At 61.8% G+C, this 13,324-nt stretch carries 10 protein-coding genes and 1 riboswitch; of the genes, 2 read left to right on the top strand and 8 right to left on the bottom strand.

Annotation, left to right across the window (positions count from 1 at the left end; all coding sequences use genetic code 11):
* The first annotated feature begins 300 nt into the window (after positions 1-300).
* Positions 301-1,842, top strand: a complete 1,542-nt coding sequence (locus tag EP837_RS17840; protein WP_066531428.1) for a right-handed parallel beta-helix repeat-containing protein — start codon at positions 301-303, stop codon at positions 1,840-1,842.
* 13 nt (positions 1,843-1,855) lie between these two features.
* On the opposite strand, the gene EP837_RS17835 is transcribed toward EP837_RS17840, so the two are convergent.
* The 3 genes from EP837_RS17835 to EP837_RS17825 all read right to left on the bottom strand — a co-directional run bounded on the left by EP837_RS17835 (position 1,856) and on the right by EP837_RS17825 (position 5,867).
* Entirely contained in the window at positions 1,856-3,814 is a 1,959-nt protein-coding gene (locus tag EP837_RS17835; protein WP_156518697.1) for a cellulase family glycosylhydrolase, read from the bottom strand.
* 95 nt (positions 3,815-3,909) lie between these two features.
* Positions 3,910-4,746: an S-formylglutathione hydrolase gene (gene fghA, locus EP837_RS17830; RefSeq protein WP_066531421.1), complete on the bottom strand. Its 837-nt coding sequence runs from the start codon at positions 4,744-4,746 to the stop codon at positions 3,910-3,912.
* A gap of 8 nt (positions 4,747-4,754) precedes the next feature.
* On the bottom strand, positions 4,755-5,867 hold the full coding sequence (locus EP837_RS17825; protein WP_066531828.1) for an S-(hydroxymethyl)glutathione dehydrogenase/class III alcohol dehydrogenase: 1,113 nt from the start codon (positions 5,865-5,867) through the stop codon (positions 4,755-4,757).
* Between the two features lie 107 nt (positions 5,868-5,974).
* On the opposite strand from EP837_RS17825, the gene EP837_RS17820 reads away from it, so the two are divergent.
* Positions 5,975-6,883 (top strand): LysR family transcriptional regulator, encoded by a 909-nt coding sequence (locus EP837_RS17820; RefSeq protein WP_066531419.1) that lies wholly within the window; start codon positions 5,975-5,977, stop codon positions 6,881-6,883.
* A gap of 433 nt (positions 6,884-7,316) precedes the next feature.
* A riboswitch (cyclic di-GMP riboswitch) is annotated at positions 7,317-7,394 on the bottom strand.
* A gap of 127 nt (positions 7,395-7,521) precedes the next feature.
* On the opposite strand, the gene EP837_RS17815 is transcribed toward EP837_RS17820, so the two are convergent.
* The 5 genes from EP837_RS17815 to EP837_RS17795 form a co-directional block, all read right to left on the bottom strand.
* On the bottom strand, positions 7,522-9,582 hold the full coding sequence (locus EP837_RS17815; protein ID WP_066531417.1) for an NAD(+) synthase: 2,061 nt from the start codon (positions 9,580-9,582) through the stop codon (positions 7,522-7,524).
* A complete protein-coding gene (locus EP837_RS17810; RefSeq protein WP_066531825.1) occupies positions 9,572-10,114 on the bottom strand; it encodes a CinA family protein in 543 nt (180 codons plus the stop codon). The genes EP837_RS17815 and EP837_RS17810 overlap by 11 nt, the downstream gene beginning before the upstream one ends.
* A 276-nt stretch (positions 10,115-10,390) precedes the next feature.
* Entirely contained in the window at positions 10,391-11,293 is a 903-nt protein-coding gene (locus tag EP837_RS17805) for a hypothetical protein (RefSeq protein ID WP_082919782.1), read from the bottom strand.
* Positions 11,290-12,414, bottom strand: coding sequence for a Gfo/Idh/MocA family protein (locus EP837_RS17800; protein WP_066531415.1), 1,125 nt, complete (start codon positions 12,412-12,414; stop codon positions 11,290-11,292). The genes EP837_RS17805 and EP837_RS17800 overlap by 4 nt, the downstream gene beginning before the upstream one ends.
* 209 nt (positions 12,415-12,623) lie before the next feature.
* Positions 12,624-13,184, bottom strand: a complete 561-nt coding sequence (locus EP837_RS17795; RefSeq protein WP_156518695.1) for a CC0125/CC1285 family lipoprotein — start codon at positions 13,182-13,184, stop codon at positions 12,624-12,626.
* Between the last annotated feature and the right edge of the window lie 140 nt (positions 13,185-13,324).

Raw genomic sequence — 13,324 nt, 5'->3', positions numbered from 1 at the left:
CCTCCGTTCGTCCTGAGTAGCCATTGAGCTTGTCGAAATGGCATATCGAAGGGTCATGCACCGCGCTTGATGCTTCGATAGGGTCTTCGACCTTGCTTAGTCCCTACTCAGGATGAACGGTCATCTTCGAACGCCAACTTTGAAAGCTTTCAGGGCGGCAACGCCCCCTCTCCCCGTGCCCCGCCTCTGGTCCAGAGGCGGGGTCTTTTTTCTACCCGCAGCAACCATTCATTTCACTTCGCATTCAGCCAGCTGCCGGTAGAATTTAGCGATGTGAATTGTTGTTGGAGCGCTGCGACATTGTTCAAAACCCTCGGAACTGCCTCTCTCCTCACACTCTTCTGGTCCGCCGGGTACGTTACCGCAGCGCAAGCGGAGACCTATTATATCAGCTCCACCAAGGGCGATGACAGCTTCACCGGCACATCGCCTGCGCAGCCATGGCGGTCCCTGTCGCGCATCTCATCCTTCCCGCTCCAGCCTGGCGACAATGTGGTGCTGACGGCAGGGTCCGTCTGGCGCGAACCGCTCACCATCACGCGTTCGGGTAGTGAGAAGGCGCCGATCATGGTCGCTTCGGCCGGGGATGGCCCCCGAGCGCGCATCGATGCGGGAGGCATTTCCCCGCATGGCGTCGGCGTGATCAATGCGGAATATGTCTCGATCAGCGGGCTGGAGGTGACGAACAACGCCCCCTCCCCCGCGCAACGCACCGGCGTCCTTGTGTCGACGGAGGACCGTGGCGTGACGCGCGGCATTCGCATCACTGACATGTATATCCACGACGTGCGCGGCACCAACGAACGCAAGGATAATGGCGGCATCGTCTTCCGCGCAGCAGGGCAACGGGTGCCCACACGCTTTCACGACCTTACGATCGAGCGCAACATCATCTGGCGCGTCGATCGATCCGGCATCGCGGGGATCAGCGATCAGGTGACATCGCTCAACTGGTTCCCCAGCGAAAAGGTCGTCATCCGCGACAATTATGTGGAGGATGTCGGCGGCGACGGCATCGTACCCCGGGGCACGAATGGGGCGCTCATCGAGCATAATATCGTGCGTTATGCGGGTAGCCGCGCGCCTGGCTATAATGCGGGCATCTGGCAATGGAGCACCGACAACAGCCTGATCCAGCTCAACGAAGCCGCCTATACCCGTACCCGCTATGACGGCCAGGGGTTCGATTCAGACTTCAATTCCCGGCGCACGACCTTCCTTTACAATTACAGCCACGACAATGCCGGGGGCTTCCTGCTCATCTGCTCGCCCAAACAGGATGAAAAGGGCAATATTGGCAACCACGGAACGACGGCTCGCTTCAATGTCAGCCGCAATGACGGGACGCGCATCTTCCAGATTGCGGGCAATGTGTCCGATGCGCTGGTTGAAAAAAATGTCATCCATGTCGGCAAGGCGATGGATGTGCAGATGGTGGTAGCAACCCAATGGGACGGGTGGGCGCGCAAGGTCCGGTTCAAGGACAATGTCTTCAAGGTTGCTGGCAAGGCGCGCTATGGCAGCGAGATCGGTCGCAGCGGCCCCGATTATCTGATCAAGGCCGGCTTTGATCCCGCAGAATCCATCCGCTTCAAGGGCAACAGCTATTTCGGCAGCCACGTCGATGCGCCGGTCGATGGCGGCGGCCGGGTCGAAGCCGTCTATGAAGAACAGCCCTCCGACTGGCAGGCGCCTGCCTTCGATCCTGCAAAGCCGGAAGGCTTTTCGGACTATCTGACCCGGCACCGCAGCTGGATGATCACCATGCTCCGCCGCGAATTGGGCTCGTTCGTCGAATTGAAACAGCCCAAACGGCTCCGCGTGTCGGAGGCGCGGCGATAAGCGCCTCCGGCCCTCACTTCAGCGCGGCAAGGGCCTGTTCAATGCGTGCCAGGACTGACGGGGTCAATATTCCCGGCAGTTCGGGCTGAAGGTTGCGCAGCCGCGTTTGCGGGAACAGCCCTTGCTTGCCGGAAGCGGTCAGGCCCGGAGCCTCGCGGTCGAGGATCGCTCGGGCTCTGGGATCGGCGATCAGGTCACTCGTCATGGAATCGATGCTAAGGCGCCCCGCCTGCTGGACCGGGCCGGGCGTCACGTGCAACGTCGCCAGATCCGCCTCGATCTGCCGCAACTTCTCCTCGGTCAGCGTGCCGCTCGCAAAGCGCTGAATATCGGCAAAAGTCATCCTCTCCCAGCCGGATACGTGGCTAAGCCCCTGCAACATGCCGGGCACCTCCCGATCGAGCAGCGCGCGCCCGCCCGGGGTCACGACGATGTGGCCGATCAGCGACCTGCGCGTCAGCGGCCCTGCCGGGATGGGCGGCAACGTCCGCAGCCCGGCATCCTTGCGGTCCGGCTCACCCTCACTCGGCGGCAGCGGCGGCAGCACGCCGACGCGCGACACGGTGACGATGACATTCTGCGCGTTCGCATCGTTGCGGACCCGCAAGAGGGGCGCTCCAGCGGCGGAACGCACTTTTCCGCCAACGACAGCCACCTTATAGCCATTGGGATAGTGGATCGCTGGGATACGGATCTCCGTTTCCCCTCCCGCCGCGCGCCGCCCGTTCCCGAGTTGCGTCCTATAGCGATAGGTGAGCACGGCCTTATCCGGATCGAAGCTCATCATGACGGGCGTCCCGGCCGTGGCCTCCGCGAAGGGCCGTGCATAGGCGCGCAACTGCGCCACGCGATTGCCGTTGCCCACATTCGGCAGCTTGGGATCGACCAGCGCCTCGAATGACCCGCGCGTCCAGGCGAGCCAGGAAATATGCCGCGCATCGAAATCGGCGGCTTGCCCCACGATTTCGGCAGGATCGTTGGAAAAGCCCCATTCCGTATTGATAATGGCCGCGTCGCTGCGGATCACATGCGCCAGCGCTCCGTCATTGACCCGGTCCCGCGTCGCTTTGACCGGTCCGTAATTGTGGAAGGATAGCGCCCGCCGTCCCGAAGGGCCCGCGATAGGCGTGTTGATGGGCGTACCCAGCGCCCCTTGCAGCATGAAGGGTTCGACGAAGATGATCATGCGCGGGGCCGCACGGCTGATGGCCTGCGCCGCCTTTTCATAGAATGGCTTCAACAGTTGCTGCTCCAGCTCCGGACAGTTCGCCTTCGCCGGATCGGGTTCAGCACAGCGGCTGCCGGTCGCTGGTTCGTTGAAGATGTCGATGCCCATTACGGCGGGCTCATCGCGGAACCGCCGGGCTACCGCGGCGAGCCCCTCGACATAGAGGTCCTGAACCCCCTTGCCCATGCCCGGCACCGGATGGTTCTTCCAGAAATTGTCGAAGGACCGCTGCACTGCGGGGTCCTTGAAATAGCCGATGGGGAATTCGACGCCCGGCATGCGCGAATATCCGTCGGAAAAGACCGCCCAGTCGGGCATGCCTCTCACGCCGACCTTCTCGCTATATTGATCCTGATGAAAATCGATTAGCGTATGAATGCCCGCCGCCTTATATGCGGCGACTGCCTTGGCGATACGGTTCAGATAGCTTTGGTCGATCTGCCCCGGCTGCGGCATGACCCGGCTGAAGAAGATCACCAGCCGCACTCCATTGAAGCCCTGTTCGGCCATGCGCACCGGAGTTTCGGCCGTCCAGCGCGGCTGCTGCGGCTTGTCGAATTCGGGTAAGGTCACATTGCCGCCATGGAAGGTGATCACGCGGCCGCTCTGATCGACGAACCAACGACCACGCTGTTCAATCCGCATGTCGGCGGTTTTCGCAGGCGCCGGGGCGCTCAGCCCAACCGCCAGCGTCACGCAGGAAAAGGAAACAGCCGCCTTCATCCGCAAAATCTTCACTCCCATAGTCGAGACCTTGCTGGTCCCGTTTATCGCAAGAGCTAAAGAAGTCCGCGTTTCAGGACCACCGCCTTTCCGGGCATTCAGCCGGCGTTTTTCAATCAGCGCAACCGCTGCGCGTGCCACTTCAAATGATCGGCCATGAACGTCGAGATGAAATAATAGCTATGGTCATAGCCGTCCCGCATGTTCAGCGTCAGCGGCATCCCCGCCGCCTCGCACGCCGCCTGCAGGAGTTCCGGCCGTAACTGCTGTTCTAGGAACGGATCGGCCGCGCCCTGATCCACAAGCAATGCCGGGACGCGCGCACCATCCTCGATCAAGGCAACGGCGTCATGTCCGCGCCAGGCTGCGCGATCCTCACCCAAATATCCCGCCAGCGCCTTCTCACCCCACGGCACGCTGGACGGCGCAACGATCGGGGCGAAGGCGGATACGGCTTTGAAGCGTCCGGGATTCCTCAGCGCGACGGTCAGCGCCCCATGGCCGCCCATCGAATGTCCCATGATGGACTGACGGCTCATATCCGCCGGAAAATTGTCCGCGATCAGCGCAGGCAGCTCCTCCGTAACATAGGACCACATGCGATAATGGCGGTCGAACGGCGGCTGCGTCGCATCCACATAGAAGCCCGCACCCAGGCCGAAGTCATAAGCGCCCGCCGGGTCGTCCGGCACGCCCTCGCCGCGCGGCGACGTGTCGGGCGCAACGAAGATCAGCCCCAATTCCGCACAAGCCCGCCGATATTCGCCCTTCTCGGTAACATTGGCATGGGTGCAGGTCAGGCCCGACAGATACGAGACGACCGGCAGAGTCTCCCCATCCGCATGGGGAGGCACGAAGACGGAGAAAGTCATCTCCGTCCGGGTCTCCGCCGACGCATGTTTATAGACGCCTTGCACGCCGTTAAAGGCCCTGTTGGCGCTGACCTGTTCCATGCCGCGCCTCAAAAGACCACGACGCTGCGGATGCTTTCCCCCGCATGCATCAGGTCGAACCCCTTGTTGATCTCCTCCAACGTCAGCACATGGGTGATCATCGGATCGATCTCTATCTTCCCGTTCATATACCAATCGACGATCTTCGGCACATCGGTACGCCCCTTCGCGCCGCCAAAGGCGCTGCCCTTCCACACCCGGCCGGTGACCAGCTGGAACGGCCGGGTCGAAATTTCCTTGCCCGCTTCCGCGACGCCGATCACCGTCGAAACGCCCCACCCGCGATGGCAGGCTTCCAGCGCCTGGCGCATGACTTCGGTGTTGCCGGTGCAGTCAAAGGTATAATCGGCCCCGCCATCGGTCAGCGCGACCAGATCGGCCACCACTTCGGCCGTGCTCTTGCCCGCCGGATTATAGAAATGAGTCATGCCGAACCGCTTGCCCCACTCCGCCTTGCCTTCATTGAGATCGACGCCGACAATCCGGTCCGCCCCGACCATGCGCGCGGCCTGCAGGACGTTGAGGCCGATCCCGCCCAGTCCGAACACGATGACATTGCTGCCCGGCGTCACCTTCGCCGTGTTGATCACCGCTCCCACGCCGGTCGTCACACCGCATCCGACATAGCAGCTTTTGTCAAAGGGCGCGTCTTCCCGGATCTTCGCCACCGCGATCTCGGGCAATACCGTGAAGTTGGAGAAGGTCGAACATCCCATATAGTGGAAGATCATCTGCCCCTTGTAGCTGAACCGGCTGGTGCCATCCGGCATCAGGCCCTGCCCCTGCGTCGCGCGGATCGCCGTGCACAGATTGGTCTTCCCCGACAGGCAGCTTTTGCACTGGCGGCATTCGGGCGTGTAGAGCGGGATCACATGGTCGCCCGGCTTGACCGATGTCACCCCCGGCCCAACCTCACGCACCACCCCCGCGCCCTCATGGCCCAGGATCGAGGGAAAGATTCCTTCGCTGTCGAACCCGTCCAACGTGTAGGCGTCGGTATGGCAAATCCCCGTCGCCATGATCTCGATCAGCACCTCGCCAACCTTCGGCCCTTCCAGATCGACTTCGACGATTTCCAGGGGCTTCTTCGCTTCGAAAGCGACGGCGGCGCGGGTCTTCATGCAGCTATCCTTATCCTCATCGAGATGATGCAAACCGCTATAGCACTCCATCAATTACGCGATAATATGGTTTGTGGTACATAGACTATCCCATATGAGGTTTAATCATGTCTTCCTGGGACGGGATTGACGAGTTCATCGCGGTCGCTTCAACCGGCTCCTTTACCCGCGCAGCCAAGATAATCGGCATGTCCTCCACCCATGTCAGCCGATCGATCATGGCACTGGAGCGGCGCGTTCAGGCGCAGCTCTTTCATCGCACCACGCGGATCGTCCGGCTGACCGACACCGGACGCATCTTTCTGGAGCGTTGCGAGCAGATCGCGCAAGAACGCGATGAAGCCATGGCGATGATCGGGGAACAAGGCGAACCGCATGGAGAGCTGAAGGTTACCTGCTCGACCGCCATGGGTGAACGCTTCGTTGCGCCCATCCTTCGCCGTTTCGCCATGCGCCACCCCGGGCTCAACTTGACGGTCGATCTTACCAACCGCTTGGTCGATCTGGTATCCGAAGGCTATGACTTAGCCATTCGGACAGGAAAGCCATCGGACGCGCGCCTCATCGCTACCCGCGTCGCGTCCCGCACCCTCTACGCCTGCGCCGCGCCCAGCTATCTCGCACGGGCGGGCGAACCCGCCAGCGTCGATGACCTCGCGGCGCATGAATGCATCATCGGCACCAGCCCGCTATGGCAGTTCGCCGATGACGGCCGCGAAATGCTGCACCGCCCCAAGGGACGATTTCGCTGCAACAGCGGGCAGGCGGTCATCGACGCCTGCATATCAGGATTGGGCATTTGTCAGCTGCCCGATTTCTATATTCTGCCTTATCTTCAACATGGCATGGTGAAGCTGATCCTGGAGGATTTCCGCGCGCCGGACGAACCCATATGGGCGGTCTATCCGCAACGAAGGCATCTGCTTCCCAAGGTGCGTGCGGCGGTAGAGTGCCTGGAACATGAACTTTTCGCGGCAATGAGTTCCCGCGGTCAAAATAGGCCGCCGATTGAATAGTGATAGCGTCGCAATTATAGACGGAGATCCCAAGTCCGGGCTTGTCAAAGCCTCCCGCAACATTCGTTTCAGACAGCCGAATGGATTATTCGAGGCTAAAAGGATCGTCTTAATCCCGGACGACCTCATCCGGAAAGCCCACCTCCAACTGAATGAATGAAGCACAGCGCCCCGGGTGGGGAGATGGGTCTTTGGGACGCTGTGCTTCTCTCCCATAGTGCGACCCGAGGGAGCTAAGACTGACGGGCCAGCGAGGAGGCCCGAGACTGACAACTTGTCCGGGCACGGCGAAGGGCGCAACCTGACCCGCTCCGCCATGCGGCAAAAGTCATGGCAACGGCTTCACGCCTGACTGCCGCTTGCGTGGCCAGGTGGCCCTGCATCCATATCTGAAGAAAAGAGGCTAAGCGCTTTCATCGCATCACATTCCTGCTTCGGTAACCCCGCTGTCTCCTGAAAGAGACCGGAAGCTTTGCGTCCTGCCGTCACCGACAGTTTGCCCTTTCGGTCAGATCGCTCGCTGCGGCGCGCTTCTCTGCCTTAGGATTTGTTTAACTGAATTGTCCCGGTTCGTCAAACATTTGCAGGCGATAATCACGGAAATTTGCCAGCTATGCCGCCGATCCATTTGCACCCGCTCAATTCTCGGCGGCCCGCCCCATCTTTTCCGCCAGTTCGTCCAGCCACAGCGTAGCCCTACCGTCCGATGGGGCGCGCCAATCTCCCCTTGGCGACAATGCTCCACCTGCCGAAACCTTCGGGCCATTGGGCAAGGCGGATCGCTTGAACTGGCTGATCGTGAAGAAGCGATAAAGGAAATTGTCCAGCCAGTGGCGGATGGTCGGCAGGTCGTAGGACTGCTTTGCATCATCCGGATATCCCGGCGGCCATGCGCCCGCATCGACGTCTCGCCAGGCGTGCCATGCCAGGAACGCCACCTTTGACGGCGGCTGTCCCCACCGCACGATATGATGCAGGAAAAAGTCGTTCAGCGCATAGGGTCCGACTCGGCTCTCCGTGCTCTGCATCGCGCCCGACGCATCGGCGGGCACCAGTTCGGGCGAAATCTCCTGGTCCACGATCGCCTGCAATATGCTGTCCGTTTCCGCATCGAACTGGTTCGTCGCAATGCACCAGCGGATGAGATATTGGATCAGCGTCTTGGGCACGCCGCTGTTCACCGCATAATGGCTCATATGGTCGCCCACGCCATAGGTGCACCAGCCAAGCGCCAGTTCCGATAGGTCTCCGGTGCCGACGACAAAGCCACCATGCCGGTTCGCGAGCCTGAACAGATAATCGGTCCGCAACCCCGCCTGCACATTTTCGAAAGTGACGTCATAGAGCGCCTCGCCCTTCGCAAAGGGATGGTGCATGTCCGCCAGCATCTGGCGTGCGGCAGGGCGAATGTCGATTTCCTCACCGGTCACGCCCAGCGCCTTCATCAGCCGCCAGGCATTGGCCTTGGTATGCTCGCCCGTAGCAAATCCCGGCATGGTATAACCAAGGATCGCCGATCGCGGCAGGCCCAGCCGGTCGCAAGCCTTGGCCGCGACAATCAGCGCGTGAGTGGAATCCAGCCCGCCCGACACGCCGATGACGAAATGCTTGCCCGATGTGGCGCGGAAGCGGGTGACGAGCCCCTCCACCTGGATATTGAACGCCTCATAGCAATCCGCGTCCAACTGCAAAGGGTCGGCGGGCACGAAGGGGAAACGCCGCACCGGCCGATACAGCCTCCCCCGCTCACCCGCCCCCATCGCATCGAACGTCACCCGGCGAAAGCGCTGCTCGGGATGGCCCATCGCCTCGGCCGTATCGTTGAAGGTGCCGTTGCGCATCCGCTCCAGCCGCAGCCGCTGGGCATCGATATCGGCATAGATGATCTCCGGCGCGTCGCCAAAGCGAGCAGATTGCGCCAGCAGGTCGCCCATCTCATGCACCATGGCCTGCCCGTCCCAGGCCATGTCGGTCGTGCTTTCGCCATAGCCCGCCGCCGAATAAGCATAGGCGGCGATGCAGCGGATTGACTGCGCGGCCGACAGCAAATCCCGGTCCCGCGCCTTGCCCACGATGATGTTCGACGCCGACAGGTTGCACAGGATCAGCGCTCCGGCCAGCGCACCAAAGGTTGATGGCGGCAGCGCAGCCCAATAATCCTCGCAAATCTCCACATGAAAGCTGAAATCCGCCCGGTTTCCCGCGGCAAAGATGAGGTCCGGTCCGAACGGCGCATGATGCCCCGCCAGTTCGATGTCGAGGCCCGTAAGTCCCGCACCAGGAGCAAACCAGCGCTTCTCATAATATTCGCGATAATTGGGCAGGTAGCTTTTGGGCACCACGCCCAGCAGCCTGCCGCCCTCGATCACCAGCGCCGCATTATAAAGCCGCCCGCTCCGCCGCACCGGGGCGCCCACCAGCAGCACTGGCAAGTCCGCGCTGGCTTCGATCAGCCGCCCGATCTCCGCCTCGACCCGATCCAGCAGCGCATCCTGCAGGTGCAGATCATCGATGGCGTAGGACGAAAGGCAAAGTTCCGGGAAAAGGACGATGTCCGCTCCCTTCGCCGCCGCCTCCCGCGCCAGCCGCAGGATCGCCTCTGCATTCGCGCCCACATCGGCAACGCTCGCCTCGGGCGTCGCCGCCGCCAGCCGCACCAGACCATGCGTCTCAATGGATTCAAAGCGTTCAACCCGCATCCACCGCCTCCCGCATCATGTCCAGCGCCACGGCTATTGCTTCCAACCGGATCGGCCCGCGTCCAATATCGCCGAAATGCTCCTCCCGGTGCCGGGTCGCCCCACCCCGCCGGGCGCAGCCGAAATGAACCAGGCCCGGCTTGTCCCCCGGCGGCGCGGACCCGGCATAGCCCGTCACTGCAAGAGCGATATCCGCTTCGGAGTTGGCGATCGCGCCTTCCGCCATCGCGATCGCCACGTCCCGGCTCACCGCACCGCATCCATCGATCTTCTCACGCGCGATCCCCAGCAGATCGCATTTCGCATCCTCGCTATAAACCACAAACCCCCGCTCGAACGCATGGCTCGCCCCCTCCACATCCGTCAGCAGCGAAGCCAGCAGGCCGCCAGTGCAGCTTTCCGCCGTCGCCAGTTTCAGATCAGCGTCGCAGCATAGTTTCAGCAGTGCTTCGGCGGCCTCTTCAGTGCTCGTGGGCAACGCAGGGGAAAGCGTTTCCGCAGGCCCACCACCACCCTCGCCATCGCTCTTCATCGCATCCTCATCATCTCGACCGAACAACGGAATCAACGAAGCGATCGCGCGCGCCGTTCCGTCGCCGGATTCTCGCCACTATCATATGCGGGTAACAGCGCTGCTATGGCTCAACGAAATGACTCAGCTCACTCTTATCGAACAGCAGCTCGCCATCTAGGATAGATCACGAAGCATCTCCCGACGACCATCGCCAAGCGGACTACGACCGACGCCGATTCCTCGGTGGCAAGAAAATGCTTCAGCCACCCACAACCACCGTCGAACGACCGCCTATCAGGGAATAATCTCTCGCCCCTTCCCAAAGATCAGCGAAGCCTCCACGCTATCGACGCCATCCCGATGCCCGCGCCATCCCAGCGCCTCACGCGCTTGGGCAGGCGTCAGGTGCATGATCGTTTCGAACTTCGCGGCAAACAGCATGTCGGACTGCTCGCCCACTTCATATCCATAGGACAGGTTCCGCCACAGCGCGGGCCAGGCGCCCGGATAATGCAGCATCGTCCGTGTCATCCACGGGAACATGATCAGCGTGTTGGTCGTCATCAACGCGCCTGCCAGTTCCGTTCCCAGATGCCGGAACACATTGCCCGTCACCACGCCGGTGATGAAATATTCGGCGACCGACCCAAATCCGATCTCGCCCAATATATGATAGAGATCATGGGTTTGCCCCATGCGCAGGTTCCAATAATCCAACGCATTGGCAGGCTTCCAGTCCGGATTGTCGAGAATGCGTGAATTGAGTTCGGGCGACAGGTCGAACTCGTCCATATATTCGAACAGCTTGCGGCCCACCGATCCTTCCGGATAGGCGCGCAGATCTTCCTTCGAATAGCTCGACACAAATCCTTCGCTCATCCATCGGTCGAAGGCTGGATTGCGCCGCCGCTCCTCGGCAACGAGCCGCTCGGCCTGGTCGATGTCGCGCACCTCATCGACCGCCTGCATCAATGTCGGCAGGCCATAAAGCAGCGGATAATCATGGCCGTTCTTCCGCAGATTTTCGGTCGCGATCCACTCGCGCACCCGCGCATCGTTCAGCCAGGGCGACGAACTCACCAGCACACTGCTTTCGGTCCGCACCTTGCGCCGTCCATTAAGGTAGAAGATCGGACTGCCCGAGGTGACTTCGTCGCTGTTCACATCTTGTATGAGGCTTTCGGCTTCGGCTTTCATGCTGTAACTCCGGCGGTAAGAGCGGATGGAGAATGGACAATCGCCGCGTCCAGATCGGCGAGCCGCTGCTGGATATCGGCGGCGCGGCGGAAGTCGGGATCGACCGGCCCGCCGCTGCGGATCGCTTCGGCCAATTGCGCATAGAGGTTGCCGATCGACGACAGCGCCTCACGCGACGCAAAGCTGCCGGGATAGGCGCTGTAGCGATCGGGCTCGTCCGGTATCGCGGCGCATTCCAGCTCGGGCGCGACGGCGATCGGCTCGAACGGCCCACTGCCCCTGGCGCCCTGCAACAGCAGCGATTCCACCGCGGGCAGGCCGGGGTCCCGCGTGGACAGCAGCAGCGCGCCATCGCTCCCGTCTATCCGCCAGCTGCACCCCATGCCGCTCATCGACACGCCCGCCAGATCGACCTGGAACAGCGCGCCGCCGCGCAAATTTCCCTGGAACAGCAAATGGTCATAGGCGTCGCGCTCGACCGCCGCGCCGCTCTCATCCACCGGCGGCAGGTGGATGGCACTCCGCATCGTCATCTCCTCGATCGGCCCGAAATGATGATCCAGCGCATCGATCAGGTGCCCGCCATAGATGGATAGCAGCGTCGTCCCGCCCGCCCGCGTCGCCATCGCGCGCATGATCGGACCGAAGATGCGGGCATGCAGCGTCACGCCATATAACTTGCCGACATAACCGTCCGCCACCAGCCGCGCCGCCTGCCGCATGACAGGAGACCCGCGCAGATGCAGCCCGATCATCGCCTTGACCCCCTTAGCCTTCGCCAGCGCCGCCAGTTCCTGCGCCTCCTCGACCGTCGTGGCGAGCGGCCATTCGCAATAGACATGCTTGCCCGCGCTCAACGCTGCCTTGGCGATTGCATGATGATGCGGCGCTTTCACGCAGATCGCCACCAGGTCGATATCCGGATGCTGCGTCAGCGCCTCATGATCGGTGAACCACAGCGGCGCGCCGAACTGCTCGGCCGCCTCGCGCGCGCTTTCCTCCCGCGTGGTACAGACGCCTTGCAAAGCGAATCCCGATAGCCGCTCGACCACCCGGCGATGGACGCCCGATCCCCAGCCATAGTCAGGGTTCGCGCCCACTATACCCACCCGGATCACCACCGGTGCCTCTCCTTATTTAGGTCCGTCCCCATATTGCTGCACATCGTGGGCCGGCACAATCACCTTGCCACTCCCTGACGCCGCCACACAACCGCAGGTCCCAACCGATTACAGAGTTTAGCCATGGGCCTTCTTGAGACCCATGGCTAAAACTCAAATTTACATGTGGGGCTGATCGATCGTCAGCCCTTCCCAATGTGCGGAGCCCGTCAGGTCGGGCGCATTATATTCGGCCCGAGATTTGTCAGGACCTCATCCGCTCGGAAAGCCCGGACTTCGTTCGCGGGTTTCGGCCCACGGCCCATGACGATCTCCGCCGATGCTTCGTAACGATCGACGGTGCGCACATCGATGTCGCGGTCCCAGAAAGGATCGCCCCAGAAAGGATCCCAGCTGCGCCAGCCAAAGCCGCGTCCATAATAGCGCCAGGACGGACCCCAATAACCATAAGCGCCCGGACCGAAAGGCCGATCGATATAAGTCCTGCTGTGCCGTTCCGTGCCCCGGTCAGCCATGACGAACCAGTCGTAGCCGCGCGAGCGCGTCAGTTCGGCCGCCCGGTACAGCAGGTAGCGCTCGACCGTGTCGCGCGAAGTCATGCTGTTCCCGGCAAAGGTCACGCGGAAGCGGTTCGCTTCGATCTGCTCATCATAATAGCCGCCATTTACCGACCGGCCCTCCGCGATAGGCTGATAGGGCGTCGCGGTGGTGCACGCGGTGAGTGCGAGCATGCAGGCGCCCGCCAAAGTCCATCCTCGTCCCGTCGTCATTTTCATGATCTCCTTTTCAGATGAGAGGACGCGGCCTGCCGGGCCGGCGCAAACCGCCAACCGCCCAGATCAAGCTCATATTCCAGGGGGATGAAGGACAACATCAACAGGCCGCCTCAATTCCATCTCATAGAATAAGA

This window comes from Sphingobium sp. EP60837, from assembly GCF_001658005.1.
In the GTDB taxonomy this organism is placed as follows: Bacteria; Pseudomonadota; Alphaproteobacteria; order Sphingomonadales; family Sphingomonadaceae; genus Sphingobium; species Sphingobium tyrosinilyticum.
The sequence above is the reverse complement of the archived record's forward strand: the minus strand, read 5'-3'. Positions and strand labels throughout refer to the sequence as shown.